The sequence below is a fragment of the Acidimicrobiales bacterium genome, assembly GCA_035294085.1.
Lineage (GTDB): Bacteria > Actinomycetota > Acidimicrobiia > Acidimicrobiales > Bog-793 > DATGLP01.
In genome coordinates, this window is record DATGLP010000011.1 from 1 (window position 1) to 19838 (window position 19838).

Sequence of the window (19838 nt, forward strand, 5' to 3'; positions counted from 1 at the left end):
TGCTCGGGGTGCCCACCGCCTACCTCGCCCACGACAAGCCCGACGCCATCCTCGCCCGCCTCGGCCTCGACGGCCCCGGCATCGCTCGTGCCGCCCTCGAGGCCCTCGAGCGCCTCGGCACCGGGCGCGGCGCGGGCGCGCTCGGCGCGGCGCTCGCGGCGCGCCCGATGGTGGCGAGATGACGAGCAGCCTCCGGACGCGGCCCGCCCTGACGCGAGACGCGAGCTTCGAGCTGGGCTCGGTGCTCGCCAAGGCCCGAGGCGAGAACTTCCCCGTCGCGTCCCGCCTCCTGCCGGTGAGGGTGCGCCGCCAGCTGCTCGCGATCTACGGCTTCGCACGCTTCGTCGACGACGTCGGCGACCTCGCGCCCGGCGATCGCCTCGCCGCGCTCGAGTGGGCGGAGGCCGAGCTCGACCGGGCGCTCGACGGGCGAGCGACCCACCCCGTCTTCGTCGCGGCCGGCCGCCTCGCTGCCGAGCTCGGCCTCGACCGGCGTCCCTTCGCCGACCTCATCGCCGCGAACCGGCTCGACCAGGAGGTGAAGCGCTACCCGACCTGGGAGGCGCTCGAGCACTACTGCAGCCTGTCCGCCAACCCGGTCGGCCGCCTCGTGCTCGCCGTGTTCGGCCAGCCAAGTGCCGAGGCAGCCGTGCTCTCTGACCGGATCTGCACCGCCTTGCAGGTCGTCGAGCACCTGCAGGACGTCCGCGAGGACTTCGCGGCCGGCCGCGTCTACCTGCCCGCGGAGGACCTCGCCCGATTCGGGGTGGAGGAGGCCGACCTCGCCGCAGCCGCGGCGAGCCCGCGCCTGCGGCGCGCCGTTGCGTTCGAGGCCGGGCGCGCGCGCCGCCTCCTCGTGGCTGGCGCGCCGCTCATCGGCCTCGTGCCAGGCGCCGGGCGCGTCGCGATCGCCGGCTTCGTCGGCGGCGGGCTCGCCCAGCTCGACGCGCTCGAGGCCGCCGCCTACGACGTCCTCGCGCGGCCGGTGAAGGCGCGGCGGGCAGCCGTCGCGCGCTGGACCGTGCGGGTCGCCCTCGGCAGGGGAGCCGGCTCGAGATGACCGACCTCGCCCTCGCCTACGAGCGCTGCGAGCTCATCACGCGCACCGAGGCGCGCAACTTCGCCTACGGGATCCGGCTGCTTCCCGCGCCCAAGCGCAGGGCCATGTCGGCGCTGTACGCCTTCGCGCGGCGCGTCGACGACATCGGTGACGGGGCGGCCCCGGTCGCCGACAAGCTCGCCGCGCTCGCCCGGGTGCGCGGCGACCTGGCGGCGCTGGCCGCGGGGGTGCCGCCGGCTGGCGACGACGTCCTCGTCGCGCTGGCAGACGCCGCCCAGCGCTACCCCATCCCGCTCTCGGCCCTCGGCGAGCTCGTCACCGGCTGCGAGATGGACTGCCGGCTGCAGCGCTACGAGACCTTCGACGACCTCCTCGTCTACTGCCGGTGCGTGGCGGGTTCCATCGGGCGCCTCTCCCTCGCCGTGTTCGGCTCCTCGGATCCCGAGGCGCCGCGTCTCGCCGACACGCTCGGTGCGGCGCTGCAGCTCACGAACATCCTGCGCGACGTCGTGGAGGACCGCGAGCTGATGGGGCGGGTCTACCTCCCGGCCGAGGACCTCGACCGCTTCGGCTGCGCCCCGGACGCGAGCGGCCCGCCGGCGGCGCTCGTCGACCTGATCCGGTTCGAGGCGAGCCGGGCCCGGTCCCGCTACGAGGAGGGGCTCGGGCTCCTCGACCTGCTCGACCGGCGCTCTCGGGCCTGCGTCGCGGCGATGGCCGGCATCTACCGCCGGCTCCTCGAGCGCATCGAGTCCGACCCGCTCGCCGTCGTCGACCGCCGCGTCTCGCTGCCGACCTGGGAGAAGGCGTGGGTGGCGGCACGCAGCCTCGCTGGGGTCGGCGCGTGAGCCGTCCGGAGGTCGCGGTGGTGGGCGGCGGGCTCGCCGGACTGAGCGCGGCGATCGCGCTCGTCGACGCGGGCGCGAGCGTCGCGCTCTTCGAGGCGCGCCCCCGCCTCGGCGGCGCGACCTGGTCCTTCGAGCGCAACGGGCTCATGTTCGACAACGGCCAGCACGTCCACCTCCGGTGCTGCAGCGCCTACCGCCGGTTTCTCGAGCGACTCGGGACCGCGCACCTGGCGCCGCTCGACCGCCTCGAGCTGCCGGTCGTCGCCCCGGGGCGGGGCGGCGGCGGACCGGCGACGGCGTGGATTCGGCGCTCGCGCCTGCCCGCTCCGCTCCACCTCCTGCCCTCGCTCCTCGCCTACCGCCACCTCCCCTTCCCGGCGCGGCTCGCGGCGCTGCGCGCGCTCGGCGCGCTCCGCCGGGTGCACCTTCGCGACCCGCTCCTCGACGCCGAGACCTTCGCCTCCTTCCTCGCCCGCCACGGCCAGCGCCCCCGTGCCGTCGAGGCGCTGTTCGACCTCGTGACGCTGCCGACGACGAACCTCCACGCCGGGGAGGTCTCCCTCGCCCTCGCGGCGAAGGTCTTCAAGACCGGGCTGCTCGAGGAGGCGGACGCGGCCGACCTCGGGTGGGCGCGCGTCCCGCTTTCGGCGCTGCACGCGCAGCCCGCCGCGGCGCTCCTCGAGCGAGCCGGCGCCCGCGTGCGCCGGCGGGCGAAGGTCGCCGCCTTGGACTGGCGACCCGGCGAGCGAGCCGTCGACGGGGTCGTCGTCGACGGCGAGCGATGCCGCGCCGACGCGGTCATCCTCGCCGTCCCCCACGACGCCGCCGCGAGGCTGCTCGGCCCCCTCGTCGGCGCGCGGGGTGCCGACCCCGCACAGCTCGGCGCCTCGCCGATCCTCGACGTCCACCTCGTCTACGGGCGGCGGGTGACGCACCACCGCGTCGCGGCCGGCGTGGACAGCCCGGTGCAGTTCGTCTTCGATCGCAGCGAGGCCGCGGGCCTCCCGCCCGGCGAGGGCCAGTGCCTCGCCGTGTCGGTCTCGGGGGCCGCCCGGGAGGTCGGCGAGCGGCCGGAGCGCCTGATCGAGCGCTACCGTGGCGCCCTCGAGGAGCTCTTCCCGCTCGCGCGGGGCGCCCCGCTGCTCGACGCCGTGGTGAGCCGCGAGCGAGCCGCGACCTTCGCCGGCGTGCCGGGGAGCGCGCGCCTGCGCTGGCCGACGACGACGCCGGCCTCGAACCTGTTCCTCGCCGGGGCGTGGACCGACACCGGCTGGCCGGCGACGATGGAGGGCGCGGTGCGCAGCGGGACCGCTGCTGCGGCCGCGGCGCTCGCCGTCCTCGGCCGTACCCGGGCGCTCCCGGCTCGAGCCGAGGGGGTGGTGGCGTGATACCGACGGCGAGCGTGCCGGAGGTGCTGGCTCGGGCGCGCGGCCTCGTCGGCCCCGCGCTGCGGCGGGCCGTCGCGACGCTCTCGCCCGAGCTGCGCCCCCTCGCCGAGTACCACCTCGGCTGGCGCGACGCGTCGGGCGACGCCGTCGAGAGCGACGGCGGGAAGGGGATCCGGCCGGCGCTCGCCGTCCTGTCCGCCGAGGCGGTGGGCGCGCCGGGGGAGGTCGGCGTGCCCGGCGCCGTCGCGGTCGAGCTCGTCCACAACTTCTCGCTCATCCACGACGACGTGATCGACGAGGACGCGGAGCGTCGGCATCGCCCCACGGTGTGGGCGCTCTTCGGCGTCGGGCAGGCGGTGATCGTCGGCGACGCCCTCATCGCGCTCGCCCAGCAGGTCGTGCTCGGTCCCGACGCGGCGGCCGGCGCCGGGCGCGCCGCGCGCTGCCTCGCCGACGCCACGGCGGCGATGATCGCGGGCCAGGCGCTCGACATGGCCTTCGAGACGGTGCCGGCGATCGACGTGGCAGGGTGCCTCGCGATGGAGGCCGGCAAGACCGGCGCCCTCCTCGGCTGCGCCGCCTCCCTCGGCGCGATCCTCGCCGGCGCGCCCGCCGAGACCGTCTCGGCCCTCGACCGCTACGGCGTCGAGCTCGGCCTCGCCTTCCAGGCGGTCGACGACCTGCTCGGCATCTGGGGCGACCCCGCCGTGACGGGCAAGCCTGCCTGGAGCGACCTGCGTCAGCGGAAGAAGACCCTCCCGGTCGTGGCGGCCCTCGCGGCCGGCGGGGCGCGCGCCGAGGAGCTCGCCGCCCTGCTGGCGAGCGAGCACCTCGAGGAGGCGCAGGTCGCCCGCGCGGCCCAGCTGGTCGAGGCCTGCGGCGGGCGGTCCGCCGCGACCGCCGAGGCGCGCCGCCGGCTCGACGCCGCCCTCGGCGCGCTCGGGGAGGTCGCCCTCGTCGAGCGGACGCGCGCCGAGCTCACCGAGCTGGCGCGCTTCGTCGTGGAGCGGGAGTTCTGATGCGCGCGGCCCGGTCGTCCGCCGAGACCCCCCTCGACGCCGCCGCGCTCGCCGACGCGACGCGACGCGCGCGCGAGCACCTCCTCTCGCTCCAGTCGGCGCAGGGCTGGTGGAAGGGCGAGCTCGAGACGAACGTCACGATGGACGCTGAGGACCTCCTGCTGCGCGAGTTCCTCGGCGTGCGCAGCGACGACGACACGGCGGCCGCCGCGCGCTGGATCCGCTCGCACCAGCGCGAGGACGGGACCTGGGCGACCTTCTACGGGGGGCCGGGCGACCTGTCGACGACGGTCGAGGCGTACGTGGCGCTGCGGCTGGCAGGCGACGATCCCGGCGCTGCCCACATGGCGAGGGCCGCAGCCTTCGTGCGCGAGCGCGGGGGGCTCGAGGCGAGCCGCGTGTTCACCCGCCTGTGGCTCGCCCTGTTCGGGTGGTACCCGTGGGAGGAGCTCCCCGCGATCCCTCCCGAGGTGGTGCTCCTGCCGAGCTGGTTCCCCTTCTCGATCTACGAGTTCGGCTGCTGGGCCCGCCAGACGGTCGTCGCCCTCACGATCGTCGCCGCCTACCGGCCGGTGCGGGCAGCGCCCTTCGCCCTCGACGAGCTGCGCACGAACCGGCGCCCGCCCGCGGCGCGGCCCGGACTGCGCACCTGGAAGGAGCGGTTCGTGCTCCTGGACCGCCTGCTGCACGGCTACGAGCACCTCGCTCGGCGCACCCCGCTGCGCCAGACCCTGCGGGCCGCGTCGCTCGCCGCCGCCGAGCGGTGGGTGGTGCGCCGCCAGGAGGCCGACGGCAGCTGGGGCGGGATCCAGCCGCCGTGGGTGTACTCGATCCTCGCCCTCCACCTGCGGGGCTACCCGCTCGACCACCCGGTGCTCGCGAGGGCCTTCGAGGGCCTCGAGCGCTTCTTGGTCCGCAAGGACGGGATGCGCTGGCTCGAGGCGTGCCAGTCCCCCGTGTGGGACACCGCGCTCGCCCTCATCGCCCTCACCGACGCGGGCGTGCCGCCCGAGGACGAGCGACTGGGTCGCGCCGCGTCGTGGCTCCTCGCCGAGGAGGTGCGCCACCGGGGCGACTGGGCCCTCCGGCGGCCCCACGTGCCGACCGGGGGGTGGGCCTTCGAGTTCGCCAACGACAACTACCCCGACGTCGACGACACCGCCGAGGTCGTCATGGCGCTGCGCCGGGTGCCCGCGCCCGACCGGGAGGCGACGGAGGCGGCGATCCGCCGAGGCGTCGCGTGGGTCGAGGGGATGGTCTCCGCCGACGGGGCGTGGGGAGCCTTCGACGCCGACAACGACCTCGAGATCCTCTACGAGCTCCCCTTCTGTGACTTCGGGGCGGTCATCGACCCGCCGAGCGCGGACGTCACCGCGCACGTCGTCGAGATGCTGGCGGCCGAGCCAGCTGCCGATCCCGAGCTGCTCCGGCGGGGGGTCGACTGGCTGGTCGCCCACCAGGAGGACGACGGCGCCTGGTTCGGCCGCTGGGGCGTGAACTACGTCTACGGCACCGGCGCGGCGGTGCCGGCCCTCGTGCGCGCCGGGATTCGCCCCGACCACCCGGCCATCCGGCGCGCCGTCGCGTTCCTCGAGGCCCACCAGAACGAAGACGGCGGCTTCGGCGAGGACATCCGCTCCTACGACGACCCGTCGCTGCGCGCGACGGGCACCTCGACCGCCTCGCAGACCGCCTGGGCGCTGCTCGCCCTCGTCGCGGCGGGCGAGGCCGGCTCGCCGACCGCCCGTCGTGCAGCCGAGTTCCTCGTCTCGACCCAGCGCGAGGACGGAACCTGGGACGAGCCCTTCTACACCGGGACCGGGTTCCCCGGCGACTTCTACCTCAACTACCACCTGTACCGGCTCGTCTTCCCGCTCAGCGCGCTCGGGCGACTGTGCCGCGCGCTCGGCGTGCCACTGGAGGCCGAGAGGCCAGGGCGGACCTCGGCCGGCGGGTTCGGCCGGCGCGAGGAGGCGGCGTCGTGAGCCGTCCCCTCTTCCTCACCCCCCTGCGCCTCGAGGCGCGCGCCGTGCGGCGGGGCGCTCCGGAGGCCGAGATCGTCCAGATCGGCATGGGCCCGGTGCGCGCCACTGCGGCCCGGGCTCGCGTCACCGCTGCGCACGAGGCCGGCCGGCCCATCCTGCTCCTCGGCTTCGGCGGCGCACTCGCGAGCTCGCTCGCGCCGGGCGACCTCGTGGTCGCGACCTCGCTCGGCTCGATCGACACGGACGAGCGCGTCGAGCTGCCCGCCGGCGAGGAGGCGGCCGCGACGCTCGAGGCGGCCGGCATCTCCGCGCGCCTCGCCCCGATCGTGTCCTCCGCCGTGCTCGTGCGCGGCCTCGAGGCTCGGCAGCGGGCGGCGGCGAGCGGTGCGGCGGTGGTCGACATGGAGTCGCTGTGGTGCGCGCCGCTGGTGAGGCGGCATCGCTTCGCTGTCGTGCGCGCGGTCGTGGACGTGCCCGGTGCCGAGGTGCGCTCGCTCGCCACGCCCGCTGCCGCGTGGAGGGCGTACCGCTCGCTCGCGAGAGCGGCGCGCGCGCTCGCCGAGTGGTCCCCGAGTACCGTCGACGAGCGTCGGCTCCAGGAGGTCGGTGATACCTGATGGGCATCCCACTACGCCAGAACCTGCGCATGGCCGCCTACCTCATGAAGCAGCGGCTGCGTGGCATCGAGAAGTACCCGCTCATCGTCGAGCTCGAGCCGCTGTTCGTGTGCAACCTCGCCTGTCCCGGGTGCGGGAAGATTCAGTACCCGACGGAGGTCCTCCGCCGCCGGCTCACGCCCGAGGAGGCCTTCGCCGCGATCGAGGAGAGCGGCGCGCCGATGGTCTCCGTCGCGGGAGGCGAGCCCCTCCTGCACCCGCAGATCGAGGAGATCGTCTCCGGCCTGATCGCCCGCAAGCGCTTCGTGTACCTGTGCACGAATGCCGTCCTGCTGCGCCGCAAGCTGGACAGGTTCCGGCCGTCGCCGTACTTCTCGTGGGTCGTGCACCTCGACGGCCTGAAGGAGCGCCACGACCAGGCGGTGGACCGACCGGGGGTGTTCGAGGAAGCCGTGGCGGCGATCCGCGAGGCGAAGGCCCGCGGCTTCCGGGTCACGACGAACTCGACGTTCTTCTCCACAGACTCGCCGAAGACCGTGCGGGAGGTGCTCGACTTCTTGAACGACGAGCTCGAGGTCGACGCGATGATGATCTCGCCGGCCTACGCCTACGAGAAGGCCCCCGACCAGGAGCACTTCCTCGGAGTGGCCCAGACGCGCCAGCTGTTCAAGGAGGCGTTCGCCGAGGGCCGGCGCAGGAGGTGGCGGCTCAACCACACGCCGCTGTTCCTCGACTTCCTCGAGGGGAAGGTCGACTACGAGTGCACGCCGTGGGGCATTCCGAGCTACTCGATCTTCGGCTGGCAGCGCCCTTGCTACCTCATGGCCGACGGCTACGCGAAGACGTACAAGGAGCTCATCGAGACGACCGACTGGGAGAAGTACGGACGGGGACGAGACCCGCGCTGCGACAACTGCATGGCGCACTGCGGCTACGAGCCCTCGGCCGTGGCGGCGACCACGAGGTCGCTTCGCGAGTCCCTGCGCGCCGCCTTCGGGACGCACTAGCGCCGATCGGCCACCGCAACGAGCGCTTCGGCCGACGATCGCGGCGTGACGCGTAGGCTGGGGCCGCCGGGGCTGTAGCTCAGGTGGCAGAGCGGCTGGTTTGCAACCAGCAGGTCAGGGGTTCGAATCCCCTCAGCTCCACCGTAAAAACGCAGGTCAGCGGCTCGCGAACGGCTGGTGACGAGCGCTGCGGAGGGTAGATGTCAGCCGTTTGTCAGCGTCTCGGCTGAACAGGCTCGCCGACAGCTGCTCGCCGGCCCGATGCCCCGTGGACAGGGTCACGTGCTGGTAGATCGCCATGGCGATGCTCGGGCTCGCGTCGCCAGTCAGCTCGCTCACCACCTTCGCCGGGACGGCTGCGGCGAGAATCAGCGAGCACGCGGTGTGGCGCGTGTCGTGCAGGCGGTTCGGTCGCAGGCCCGCCTCTCGCACGAGCGCCCGGAAGCGGTCGGTGAAGGTATCCGGATGGAGCGGGCGGCCCAGCCCGTCGGCGAAGACGTAATCCGTACCCTCTCGGCGCCGCCAGCAAGCGATCCTCCGCTTGCTGGCGGCGCCGGGCGCGAAGGAGCGAGACGAGGTGGGCGTCCAGGGGCCCAGGCGCTGGCTGGTCGCGGTCTTGGGCGTCGTCTCGAGTGTCGCCCCCTTCACCGTGACGCGGGCCCGCGTGACGCCGGGCTCGCCGGGGTCGAGGTCGATCTAGTCCCAGCACAAGCCCGCCGCCCCGTCCCGGCGCATCGGGCGCGAGAGGAAGAGGGCCCAGGCCGCCCCGAGGGGTCGCCCCGGACGTAGTCGAGGAAGCGGTGCGCTTCGTCGGGGTTCCATGACGCCGTCGGCGTTTGCGAGCGCCGAGGGGCGGCGACGGCCGCAAGGGGATCGCGGGCGAGCAGGCCGTTCGCGTCGCCCAGCGCGTGGCCGTCTCGAGCACGACGACGGCGGCCTGCGCGGTGCGAGACGAGACTCCGGCGCAGCCCTTCGCGCTCGTGACCCGTCCCCCCCTTGTTGGCCACCCGCTCTTGGAGCTGTAGCTGCTGTCGGTGGAGCCGCTGCTCGACGAACTGGATCGGGCTGATCAAGCCGTGAGCACGGTGGGGCGCTACACGTCATCGGCGATCGGTCAGTCTTCGGTGGCGACGTTGGCCTCGACCAAGCTGTCGAGCTGCTGGGCGTTCAGGAGCTCGTCGCGCATCGTGGCGTTGAACGACTCGATCCAGGCGTTCTGCCAGGGTGAGCCCAGATCGATCGAGACGGTGCCGGCGCCGGTGCACGAGCAGCAGTCGGCGACAGCCTAGGCGATGCACTCGCCGCTGTGGTCCAAGCGCAGGTACCTCGGGGTGGCGCGTTCCACGGCGGTTCTCTCGAGCACGGCGACGACCTGGTCGGCGTCGATGAAGCGTGGAACCTCCGTGGCGAGCGCCTCACGCCTGAACTCGTCGACGACGTTCAGGAACGTGAGCATGCTCCCGCCTGCGGTCTGGTCGAACGGGAGGTCACACGCCCCCGCCACGTCAGGGGCGATCGGACAGAACGCGCCGATGGCCACGCCGATGCCCTGAAGCGGTCGCCTCGTCTTCCGGTAGGGCACGCTCAGGCCTCCTTTCCCGCCACAGGCGCTGGACGCGCTCGCGATTCGCCCGCCAGCCGGCCTCCTTGGCCGGCAGATCGGCCCGGCGCCAGCCTCTGCGGGGTCGCCGGCGGGCGACGGCGCGCAGGAACGCCCGCAGCGAGCTCCTCGTCGCTCGGGATCGCTGCGGGGAGGCGCTGGGTGGACCCGGGCTGGCCAACGGCGAGACAGGCCTGGCGTCCGGCGGCCCCGAACTGCTCGCGGAGGTCCACGACGGCCCCCACCTGCGGTTCGGGGTCACGGACTTCCCCGGTTCAGCTCCTTCAACGTCGATGTCGAGGGCCTGGTCGGCCACGACGCGCTTCAGGCGGGCGTTCTCGCGCTCGACCTCCTCGAGCTCGATGCGTTTGGCGTCGTCGGCCTGCATCCCGCCGTCCTGGTTCCGCCAGCAGTGGAAGGTCGACTCGGTGACCTCGAGGTGCGGGGACACCTCCTCGACGGTTCTGCCCTGGGCGAGGAGCTTGTCGGCCTCGGCGGGCTTGCGGACGATCTGCTCGGGCGTGTGCCAGCGGCGTTTCGTCGTGTGCTGTCATCCTTCTCCCATCGTGGGGGCTCGGACTCGCACAACGGGTGGATCGATTCACGGGGATTCGGTCACTCGCGCTGCGCATGAAGGTCACCAAGGCGTCCACGTCCGCCGGCGTGAGCGCACTAGCAGCGAGCGCTCGCCTCCACCGAGATTCTCGCCATCAGCATGCATGAGCGTGTGGATTTGACCGGAAGGTGCTGCTAGACCTCTATGCGAGTACGTCTCTCGGCGGGACAGGAGAGGCTATGACTCGTCAGACGGACGGCCTAGGAATGCTCAGCGCGGGCCAACTGGTCTCGGGAAGGTACGAGGTCCAAAGGCGTATCTCCGAAGGCGAACGTAGGAGAACGTACCTGGCCTACGACAACAAGATGCGAAGGCCCGTTGCCCTTTCAGTGCTGAGACCGGAATGTGCTCATCTCGACCCCGAAGGTGTCGAGCGAGAAGGCACGGTGCTAGGACGAGTCGGGACTCACGACAACATCGTCTCCGTATTCGACTTCGATCGAGACGGCTCAGTGCAGTTTGTCGTGTTCGAGTACCTAGGAGGCGGAACCCTCGCTGAACTTATCATCAGGGAGGGTTCATTACCACCGGAACAACTCCTCCGGCTGAGTCGTCAGGTATGTCGTGGGCTGGCTCACCTCCACAACAAGGGTCTCCTCCATCGAGATGTCTGCGCAAAGAACGTCCTTCTAGACGAACGAGGAAATGCCCATCTCGGTGACTTCGATTCAGCTATCTGGTTAGACGACCCGGACCCGGATCTCCCGAGCACGCCGAATCCTTACTCAGCACCGGAGTCGAAGGGGATGCGCGCTTCGCGAGATCGTCGTTCTGACCTCTATTCGCTCGGTTGCCTTCTCTACGTGATGGCGCTCGGGACAGTCGAGGTCGGAGGTCTTCGTCAGCTTCGCGAGGCGCGGCGGGATCTTCCTTCTTCCTTCGCAGACTTGGTTGAGTGCCTGCTCGCTGACGATCCGGATGGGCGTCCGGATGATGCCGATCAAGTTCTGCGCTGGCTCGACGACATCCGAAAGGCCTCCAATCTGGATGCACTTATCCGCGCTGGGGAGAGTCAGCAGGTCGAGTTCAAAGCCTCGCTGCACCACCCCTATGGCAGCGTACCATCGGCGGGTGCAGAAGAAGGAATGAGACGCAAACTGTGGCTTGAGGTCACCAAGACCATCGCCGCGTTTCTGAACAGCGATGGAGGAATCCTCCTCATCGGAGTTGATGACCAGGGACGCATCCTCGGAGTCGAATCAGACCTTCCATACGTTAAGAAACACACGCTGGACTCTTGGCTGCTTTCACTGCAGCAGGTTATTGTTAACGATCTTGGCACAGATGTGTTCAGCTCGATCCGCATTTCGCTCGTCCCTCACGGGGACGTCCACGTAGCCGTTATATCTTGTCCGAAACGGTCTGTTGAGACGTGGTTAGGTACGACAGGGCATGAGGCGTTCTACGTGCGCGCTGGGAACGGGACGCGTGAGCTTACAGGATCCAGGCTTATTACGTATATCCGCGAACATTTTCATTCATAGCTTTGCTTGGGAGTCGGCTCCCAGACTTGACCCGAGCAGGAGCGCGACCGGACTGCGACGTAGGCGTCGCCGGAGCGCGTGGCGGGAGTGGCGGCCGCACACCCCGCCCGTTCGGGAGTGGCGGGAGAAGGGAGCCCCAGACGGAAGAGGAGACGGACGGGGAAAGGTCCCGAGGAGTGGATCCTCCAGCAGCTGATCGAGGCCGAGGCCACGGAACGGATCGGCGCCGGCCGCTACGAGCGCTCCGAGGACCGCGTCACCCAGCGCAACGGCTACCGCCGGCGCCTGCTGTCCACCCCCGCCGGGGACGTGCAGCTCGGGATCCCGAAGCTTCGCGAGGAAGCTTCTTCCCGAGCCTCATCGCCCGGCGTGGGCGCATCGACCGGGTCCTGTTCGCCGTGCTCAGCGAGGCCGACGTCCCGGGAGTCTCGGCGAGGACGGTCGACCACCTGGTGGCCGCGCACGGGGTGGCCTCGGGGATCTCCACGTCCGAGGTGAGCCGGATCTGTGCAGGCCTCGACAAAGAGCTCGAGGAGTCCCGAGACCGCCCGTTGGACTACGTGCGGTTCCCGCCGTCTTCGCCGACGCGGCCGACGTGGAGGGCCGAGTCCGAGGCCGGGTGGTCTCGAGGCCCGTCGTGGTGGCAACCAGTGTCACCGTCCGCGGCGAGCAGGAGGTGCTCGGCATCGAGGTGGGAGACACCGAGGACCCGGCCTTCTCGGGGGCCCCCTCGAGGGCCTGCGGGCTCGGGAACTGGGGGGTCCAGCTCTGATCTCCTGCCACCACCTGGGACTCAAGGAGGCCATCGCCTCGGTCCTCCTCGGGGTGTCCTGGCAAGGATGTCGGGGGCACTCCATGAGAGACATGCTCTCGAGGGTTCCGAAGGCCTCGGCCGAGATGGTCGCTGCCGCCAGCTTGACGAGGTCACCCAGACGCTCTGGCGAGGATGCCCGCCGATGCCGCTTCGGACCTGCTCGCATTCACCAGCTTCCCAGAGGTCCACGAGCGCAGGATCGGGTTGACCAACCCGTCGGCACGTCTGAACGGCGAGATCGAGCGGCGGACCAACGTGGTGGGCATCTTCCCCAACGACGCGGCAGGCGCTCGCCTCGTCACCGCCGTCGTGGTCGAGTTCCACGACGAGTGGGCCGTCGTCGAACGCCGCGTCCTGTGGGAGGAGTCTCCGGAGATGATCGGCGTGATGCAAGGGCCACCGCTCACCGCCAGAGCTTGCAAGGCACTCGCGTTCACGGCGCTACACACTGATGCAGGCGGCGAGGTCCAGACCGGAACCGAAACGACACCACTGCGCGGGTGCACCCCGGCGGCAGCGAGCGACGCCCGCTCCGCTACGCGGCGCCGTTGTCCCGACGGAACAGTCCCCGTCGAGCGGCGTGCGTCGAGCCGGACGTGTCTCGCTCCGACGAGGAGTCGAACGGGAGGCCGTCGAAGACGCGCGCGAGCGGCTCGCTGGCCAACGCAGGAAGGTCGGCCCGATCCTCGTCGGTCGCCGTCTCGGCGTGTGCCGGGGGTCCGGGCACGGAGTCGGCACCCGCGGCGTCGCGCGCCTCCTCGAGCTCGGAGAGGCCCACCGCGATGGACCGCACCTCGTCCACGAGGCGACCCAACGCATCGAGGCAGGGCGCCGGCGGATCGGGGCGCTGCTCGAGCCGGAGCAGCGTCTCGCGCACCGCCGCAGTCGCCTGCGCAATCTGGTCGGTCCCCTCCTCGAGGTGCTCAAGCTGCATGCGGACGCTGCCGAGCTCCTCGGCGAGCCGGCCGAACGCGTCGAGCGACGGCGCAGGCTGGCGCGCGACGCCCTCGAGCGTCTGGAGGCGCAGCCCGAGGGCCCGCACCTCGTCGACGAGCCGAGACAGCGCTGCATCCGGCAGCCCGCGAGGTGTCGAGAACACGTCGGAGCTGCGAACGAGGTCGATGACCGCGCGCGTCGCCTCAGCGAGCTGACTCGTTCCCTGCTCCAGGCCATCCAGGCGCGCGCCGAGGGTGCGCAGCTCCTCGGAGAGGGAGGTGAGCGTGGCGCTGAGCACCGACACGCCCTCGACCTGCTCGCTCGCCTGCGTCGCGCCCGGTGAGGCGGCGTCGCGCTGGTGCGAGCCGCTTCGCAGCGCGAGCGCGTGGGCCAGGGATGCGAGCGCATCGGACGCCGGGCCGACTCCCTCCGGCGATCTGTACGGGGTGGCCGCGCCGTCGAGCTCGAGGGCCCGCAGTCGCTGCTCGATCTCCGCGACCCACTCGGCGAGGCCGAGAAGCCCCTGCGCGAGCAGCTCGTCGCGTGGCGGGTCGCTGCCGGCAGCGCGCGGGACCGGTGGCGAGGCCTGCAGGTCCTCGAGTTCGGCTGGGGGAGCGACTCCCCACGCCGGCGCCGTCGCCAGCCGAGGTGCCGAGCCGTAGGCTCCCTCGCGGCGCGCCAGCCTCGCCTCGAGCGCGGCGATCCGGTGGAGCACCCGACTGAGGGGGTCGTCGAGACGGGCGTCCCGCTGGCCGGTGTCGAGCCTCGCCTCGAGCGCGGCGATCCGGTGGAGGACGTCAGCGAGCCTCTTGTCCACCTGCGTCACTCCCCGCCGGCCCGAGCGCTGGCGCTCGCCGACACCGGCGAGCTGTCTGTGTAGTCGGCACCTGGCGAGGCGACCTTTAGGGTCTGGATACGGGCGGCCTGGGGAGGCTCGCCGAGGAGGCGGGACCTGGTCCGGCGCGAGCAACCATCCCGAGCCTTAACGGGCTCATTCCTGCTGTCGATACCACAGCGATGGCCACGACGGTTGCCGTGTCTCTGGGGCGCCGCGGCGGCTGGCCGAGCGGGCAGCTACCCGCTCGTCTCGGCTGCCGCCGCCACTGAAGGAGCAGCGGTGCGGCGGAGGCGAGCGCTCGTCGTCGTACTCGCGCTCGCGATCGGTGGCCTCGCCGGGGGCGCGGCCTACCTCTACCTGCAAGGCGTGCAGGTGCGTGCCTACGACGGCGCGCATCTCGTCGACGTCTACGTCGCGAACGGCACGATCCCGCGCGGTACGACGGGAGCGGACGCCATCGGGTCGGGGTTGATCCAGTCGACCAAGATGCCGCTGCGTCTCCGCCCTCCCGGTGCGGTGACGACGCTCGCCAGCATTCGCGACGCCGTCGCGGTCACCGACATCCCTCCGCAGCAGGTGATCGTCGCCGGCCTGTTCGCCCAGCCAGCCACCCAGGCCGGCGCGGCGGCCCAGCTGATCCCGAAGGGCGACGTCGCCATCACGATCTCCACCGACGCGGTGCACGGCGTCGCGGGCCTCGTCGAGCCAGGCGACCACGTCGACCTCCTCGTGCAGCTCGACGACGGCGCCAAGGAGGCGTTCCTCTACCAGGAGGTGCCCGTGCTCGCCGTCGGGAGCGCGCTCGCCGAGCCGGCCGTGCACACCACCTCGGCGCAGGCTGCGAGCCCCGGTTCGCAGGCCCCAGCGACCGAGCTCGTCACCTTCGCCGTCCCACCCGCGGCAGCAGCGCGCATCGCCATGGCCGAGAGCGACGCAGGTGGGATCTCCGGCAGCATCTACCTGGCGCTCGACCCCCCGGGTGGCGTGCCCGCCGCCGTGCCGCCCGTCTCCAGCGCGAGTGTGCTCCCGCCGGGCCTGACGCCTCGCTAGGCAAGGCGATGACGTGACCGCGAGCGCCGATCGCCTCCCGCCGCTCCTCGGCCCCCCGCTCGAGGCGCCAGGCCCGCTCGTCGCCGTCGTCGAGCGCGAGCCGGAGGTGCGTCGTCGCATCCGCGACGCGCTGCCCGGCGCCGACGTCATGGCGCTGTCGTCGCTCGACGAGCTCGTGGACGTCGGGCTGCAGCGCGTGTCGGTGATCGTCGTGGTGCTCGGACCGTCCCAGGTCGAACCGGGCCCTCTCCAGCGCTTCGGATCGCTCGCGCGGCTGCGATCCGGCCTCGGCGGGATCCTCGTCGTCGAGACCGTCGGTCCGGAGGTGATGGGGATGGCGCTTCGCGCCGGGCTCGACGACGCCATCGCCGTGCAGAACCTCGACTCCCAGCTGCTCTCGGCGGTGCAGGCCCTCGGCCAGCGGCTCGACGAGGACGTCGCCGGGATCGTGCAGCTGCGCCAGCTCAACAGGGCGACCGAGTCTCGCGGCCGGGTGACGACCGTCTTCTCGCCGAAGGGCGGCGTGGGCAAGTCCGTCGTCGCGGTCAACCTCGCCGCGGCGCTCGCCCGTCGGTCGCCGGAGCCGGTGGTGGTCCTCGACCTCGATCTCCAGTTCGGCGATGTTGCCGTGATGGTGCGGCTGCAGCCGGCCCACAACGTCACCGAGGTCGTCGCCGCCGAGCGCGCCGAGCGCATCGACGGCGAGCTGGTGCACAGCCTCCTCGTTCGCCACCCTTCGAGCGGCGTGTTCGTCCTCGCGGCGCCCCCCGAGCCGTCGCTCGTCGACAGCGTGGACGCGAAGGTCGTCTCACGGCTCGTGGCCGTCCTGCGCTCGATGGCGTCGCGGGTGGTCGTGGACACACCGTCCGTCCTCAGTGACGCCATCTTGCAGGTCCTCGATGACTCCGACGACATCGCGTTCGTCGTCGGGATGGACGTTCCGTCGGTGAAGAACGCGCGCATCGGCCTGCACGCGCTCCGGCTGGTCGGCATCGACGAGCGCCGGATCCTCCTCGTCCTCAACCGTGCCGACTCCAAGGTGAACCTCTCCGTCCGAGACGTCGAGCGAGCGCTCAGGATGAAGGTCGCGGTGAGCCTCCCGTCCGACGTGCTCGTCACGCAGTCGGTCAACAAGGGGATTCCCGCGGTCCTCGAGTACGAGCGCTCTGGCTTCGCCCGCGCCATCGACCAGCTCGTCGAAGTCGTGCGCGGCCGCTCGGGTGCTGCCGTCGAGAGGGAGGCGTGAGGTGAGCCTGTTCGAGCGCCTCCGCGACGGCCAGGTGCCGAGCGCGCTGCGGACGGAGCAGCTGGAGGCGTTGCGTCGGCGGATCCACCAGCGGGTGATCGCCGAGCTCGGGCCGCAGCTCTCGGACGCGGGCTCGGACGACGGCGAGCTCGGACCCGCCGTGCAGCAGCTGCTCAACCAGGCGCTGCGAGAGGAGGCGACACCCCTCTCTGGCGCTGACAAGCAGCAGCTCGTCCGGGACCTCACCGACGACATCCTCGGGCACGGGCCCATCGAGCCCTACCTGCGCGACCAGAGCGTGAGCGAGATCATGGTGAACGGTCCTCGCCTCGTGTACGTCGAGCGTGCCGGGCGCCTGGAGCTGACGGGCGTCACCTTCATCGACGAGGAGCACCTCCGTCGCACGATCGAGCGGATCGTCTCGCTCGTCGGTCGGCGCATCGACGAGTCCTCGCCGATGGTCGATGCTCGTCTCCCGGACGGGTCGCGCGTGAACGCCGTCTACCCGCCGCTCGCGATCGGGGGACCCTTCCTCACGGTCCGCAAGTTCATGGCCGAGCCGCTGTCGGTCGACGACCTCTTCGAGCTGAGGACGGCGACCCCTGCGTCGATGGCATTCCTCGAGGCCTGCGTGAAGGGCCGGATGAACATCGCGATCTCCGGCGGGACGAGCACCGGGAAGACGACCCTCCTCAACGTGCTCTCGTCGTTCATCCCCGACACCGAACGGATCGTGACCATCGAGGACTCCAAGGAGCTCCAGCTCCGCCAGCGCCACGTGCTGCCGCTCGAGGCGCGCCCGCCGAACTCCGAGGGACGCGGCGAGGTCAGCATCCGGCAGCTCGTGCGCAACGCGCTGCGCATGCGGCCGGACCGGATCGTTGTCGGGGAGTGCCGGTCGGGTGAGGCCCTCGACATGCTCCAGGCGATGAACACGGGCCACGAGGGCTCGCTCACGACGGTGCACGCGAACAGTCCTCGCGATGCGCTGTCGCGCATCGAGACGATGACCTTGATGGCCGGCTTCGACCTCCCCGTGCGAGCGATACGCGAGCAGATGGCCTCGGCCCTGGACGTCATCGTCCAGCTGAGTCGCCTGCGAGACGGGAGCCGCAGGATCACGCACATCACCGAGGTGGAGCGGATGGAGGGCGACGTCATCGTCCTCCAGGACGTCTTCCTCTTCGACTACGGCATGGGTCTCGACGGCGACGGGCGTCCCCGCGGGCAGCTCAAGGCGACGGGCCTGCGACCGCATCTCGTGGAGCGGCTGGCCGATCGCGGGATCGCGCTCGCGCCGGGTCTGTTCGACTCCGAGGGTTTCGTACGCGCGCCGGTGGGTCGGCGGTGAGCGGCCCGGTCCGCCTCGTCGAGTCGTTCGCGGCGCGCGCCTACCTCGACGCGCGCAGCTGGCTCGGCCTCGCCGGCGGCCGCCTCGGACCGGCCGTCGTCGCCGCGTTGAGCGTGCTCGCTGCCGTGCTCGTCTCCTACGGCCTCGTGCACCTCCTCGCGCGCCCGACCGACGAGCTCGAGGAGGTCCTCCGCCCCTACCGGCTGCTTCCCGAGCAGGCGCCGAGGGGCCAGGGCGCGGGGCAGCTGACGCGCCCCGCCCTGGCGCACGTCGCCGCGCTGCTCGTGCGCATCGTCGAGTCGCGAGGGCTGCGCCCCGTCCTCGAGTCGAAGCTCGCGCGTGCCGCCGTCCCGCTGGACGTGGGCGAGTTCCTCCTCGTGTGCTCGGGAGCGGTCGTCGTGCTCGGAGGCCTCGGAGGGCTCCTCGCCGGCGTCGTGGGCCTCCTCGCCGGGATCGCGCTGGCCTGCGCCGCCCCCTTCGGCTTCCTCGAGGTCCGGGCCGGGCGTCGGCACCGTCTCTTCGAGGCGCAGCTCCCCGACGTCCTCAAGCTCGTTGCGAGCTCGCTGCGTGCCGGGTTCTCCCTGCTGCAGAGCCTCAACGGGGTTGCCGACCAGGTCGAGGACCCGATGCGCCAGGAGCTGCGCCTCGCGCTGTCGCGCTCGCGCCTCGGCGAGCCGCTCGAGGACGCGCTCGGCGGCGTCGCGGACGCGACCGGCAGCCGGGACTTCGCCTGGACCGTGATGGCGATCCGGATCCAGCGCGAGGTGGGCGGGAACCTCGCCGAGGTCCTTGACACCGTCGCCGCGACGATGACCGAGCGCGCGCGGCTCCGGCGCGAGGTGCGCACCCTCACCGCGGAGGGACGGATCAGCGCGCTGATCCTCGCCGCACTCCCGGTGCTCCTCGGGGGGTTCATCTTCCTGGCGAACCGTCCGTACCTGGCGCTGCTCTTCACGACCGTTCCCGGCGAGCTCGCCCTCGTCGGCGGCCTCCTCCTCGAGGGCGTGGGGGCCTGGTGGATGCGCCGGACGATCCAGATCGAGGTGTGACGTGCTCGTCGGCACGTGCGCTGCAGCGACGCTCGCGGTCGCCCTGCTCGTGTGGGCGGCGAGCCTGCGCACGACCGAGCAGGCGGCGGTGCGTGCGACCCTGCGAGTCGCTCTCGACCCGGCCGTGGTCAAGCTGGCCTCGTCCGAGCGGAGCCACCCGGTTCCCTCGTTCGCCGAGCGCGTCGTCCTACCGCTGTGCTCCTGGCTCGCGAAGCTGGCGCTGCGCTTCACGCCCAAGGGCTACGTTGCCGCCGTCCGGCGACGCCTCGTCCTCGCGGGCAGCCCGCAGCCCGAGGCCCTCCAGCGCTTCCTCGGCGCGCGCGTCGCCACGCTGCTCGTCGCCCCGTTGCTCTTCCCGCTCGCCGCACTGGCGCCGCTGCGCGGTGGCTCGGCGACGCTGCTCGCACTCGGGGGCGCGGCGCTCCTCGTGCTCGCGCCGGAGGCGGTGCTGAACCGACGAGTCGCCCGCCGCCAGGAGCAGATCCGGCGCCAGCTCGCCGACATGATCGACCTTCTGACCATCGGCGTCGAGGCGGGCCTCGGCTTCGAGCAGGCCCTCAGCCGCACCGTCGTCGCCGTCCCCGGCCCGCTCGCCGAGGAGTTCGCTCGGCTCCTCGGCGAGACCCGCATCGGGGCGAACCGGCGGGAGTCGTTCGAGCGGCTCGTCGACCGCACCGACGTCCCCGAGCTGCGCTCGTTCGTCGTCGCGCTCGGCCAGGCGGAGTCGTTCGGCATCTCGATCGTCCAGATCCTGCGCTCGCAGTCGGTCGAGATCCGGACGGCTCGCCGCCAGCACGCGCAGGAGAAGGCGCAGAAGGCGCCGGTGAAGATGCTCTTCCCCCTCGTCTTCTGCATCATGCCCGCCCTGTTCGTCGTCGTCGTCGGGCCTGCCGCGATCGAGATCTTCCGGACCATCGTGAGGTGAGGGGA

16 protein-coding genes, 1 tRNA gene and 2 pseudogenes are annotated in these 19838 nt (G+C 72.1%); 16 read left to right on the forward strand and 3 right to left on the reverse strand.

From position 1 onward, the window contains the following. The 9 genes from VKV23_04100 to VKV23_04140 form a co-directional block, all read left to right on the forward strand. A partial coding sequence (locus VKV23_04100) for a hypothetical protein (protein ID HLI15223.1) occupies positions 1 to 182 on the forward strand: 182 nt, incomplete at its 5' end. Then, on the forward strand, positions 179 to 1060 hold the full coding sequence (gene hpnC, locus VKV23_04105; GenBank protein ID HLI15224.1) for a squalene synthase HpnC: 882 nt from the start codon (positions 179 to 181) through the stop codon (positions 1058 to 1060). The genes VKV23_04100 and hpnC, both read left to right, overlap by 4 nt. Then, positions 1057 to 1908, forward strand: a complete 852-nt coding sequence (hpnD, locus tag VKV23_04110) for a presqualene diphosphate synthase HpnD (protein HLI15225.1) — start codon at positions 1057 to 1059, stop codon at positions 1906 to 1908. The genes hpnC and hpnD overlap by 4 nt, the downstream gene beginning before the upstream one ends. Continuing rightward, positions 1905 to 3296, forward strand: coding sequence for a hydroxysqualene dehydroxylase HpnE (hpnE, locus tag VKV23_04115; GenBank protein HLI15226.1), 1392 nt, complete (start codon positions 1905 to 1907; stop codon positions 3294 to 3296). Before hpnD ends, hpnE begins: the two co-directional genes overlap by 4 nt. Then, entirely contained in the window at positions 3293 to 4315 is a 1023-nt protein-coding gene (locus VKV23_04120; GenBank protein ID HLI15227.1) for a polyprenyl synthetase family protein, read from the forward strand. The genes hpnE and VKV23_04120 overlap by 4 nt, the downstream gene beginning before the upstream one ends. Further along, entirely contained in the window at positions 4315 to 6300 is a 1986-nt protein-coding gene (gene shc, locus VKV23_04125) for a squalene--hopene cyclase (protein HLI15228.1), read from the forward strand. Before VKV23_04120 ends, shc begins: the two co-directional genes overlap by 1 nt. Next, positions 6297 to 6917 (forward strand): hypothetical protein, encoded by a 621-nt coding sequence (locus VKV23_04130; GenBank protein ID HLI15229.1) that lies wholly within the window; start codon positions 6297 to 6299, stop codon positions 6915 to 6917. Before shc ends, VKV23_04130 begins: the two co-directional genes overlap by 4 nt. Further along, positions 6917 to 7924: an adenosyl-hopene transferase HpnH gene (gene hpnH / locus VKV23_04135; GenBank protein HLI15230.1), complete on the forward strand. Its 1008-nt coding sequence runs from the start codon at positions 6917 to 6919 to the stop codon at positions 7922 to 7924. Before VKV23_04130 ends, hpnH begins: the two co-directional genes overlap by 1 nt. Before the next feature lie 68 nt (positions 7925 to 7992). Next, positions 7993 to 8065 (forward strand) — tRNA-Ala (locus VKV23_04140). A gap of 15 nt (positions 8066 to 8080) precedes the next feature. On the opposite strand, the gene VKV23_04145 is transcribed toward VKV23_04140, so the two are convergent. Both VKV23_04145 and VKV23_04150 read right to left on the reverse strand, forming a co-directional pair. Next, complete coding sequence (locus tag VKV23_04145) at positions 8081 to 8572, reverse strand: tyrosine-type recombinase/integrase (protein HLI15231.1); 492 nt, start codon at positions 8570 to 8572, stop codon at positions 8081 to 8083. A 455-nt stretch (positions 8573 to 9027) separates the two neighbouring features. Further along, a pseudogene (locus VKV23_04150) lies at positions 9028 to 10068 on the reverse strand (integrase core domain-containing protein). A gap of 200 nt (positions 10069 to 10268) precedes the next feature. Between VKV23_04150 and VKV23_04155 the strand changes: the two are divergent. Continuing rightward, positions 10269 to 11624 carry a protein kinase gene (locus tag VKV23_04155; protein ID HLI15232.1) on the forward strand — a complete coding sequence of 452 codons (1356 nt, stop codon included), beginning with the start codon at positions 10269 to 10271 and terminating at the stop codon, positions 11622 to 11624. A gap of 117 nt (positions 11625 to 11741) precedes the next feature. Beyond that, positions 11742 to 12396, forward strand: a pseudogene (locus VKV23_04160) (transposase). Positions 12397 to 12973: 577 nt separating this feature from the next. Here the strand turns inward: VKV23_04160 and VKV23_04165 are convergent. After that, the gene (locus VKV23_04165) at positions 12974 to 14191 is read right to left on the reverse strand and encodes a hypothetical protein (GenBank protein ID HLI15233.1); all 1218 of its coding nucleotides are present in this window, start codon (positions 14189 to 14191) and stop codon (positions 12974 to 12976) included. Positions 14192 to 14491: 300 nt separating this feature from the next. Between VKV23_04165 and cpaB the strand changes: the two genes are divergently transcribed. From cpaB to VKV23_04190, 5 genes are read left to right on the forward strand one after another with little or no spacing between them, the layout of a single operon-like run. After that, positions 14492 to 15262 carry a Flp pilus assembly protein CpaB gene (gene cpaB, locus VKV23_04170; protein ID HLI15234.1) on the forward strand — a complete coding sequence of 257 codons (771 nt, stop codon included), beginning with the start codon at positions 14492 to 14494 and terminating at the stop codon, positions 15260 to 15262. A gap of 13 nt (positions 15263 to 15275) precedes the next feature. Beyond that, the gene (locus VKV23_04175; GenBank protein HLI15235.1) at positions 15276 to 16508 is read left to right on the forward strand and encodes a P-loop NTPase; all 1233 of its coding nucleotides are present in this window, start codon (positions 15276 to 15278) and stop codon (positions 16506 to 16508) included. Position 16509: 1 nt separating this feature from the next. Next, positions 16510 to 17859, forward strand: coding sequence for a CpaF family protein (locus VKV23_04180; GenBank protein ID HLI15236.1), 1350 nt, complete (start codon positions 16510 to 16512; stop codon positions 17857 to 17859). Continuing rightward, positions 17856 to 18908: a type II secretion system F family protein gene (locus VKV23_04185; protein HLI15237.1), complete on the forward strand. Its 1053-nt coding sequence runs from the start codon at positions 17856 to 17858 to the stop codon at positions 18906 to 18908. Before VKV23_04180 ends, VKV23_04185 begins: the two co-directional genes overlap by 4 nt. Before the next feature lies 1 nt (position 18909). Next, a complete protein-coding gene (locus VKV23_04190; protein ID HLI15238.1) occupies positions 18910 to 19833 on the forward strand; it encodes a type II secretion system F family protein in 924 nt (307 codons plus the stop codon). Positions 19834 to 19838: the final 5 nt, after the last annotated feature.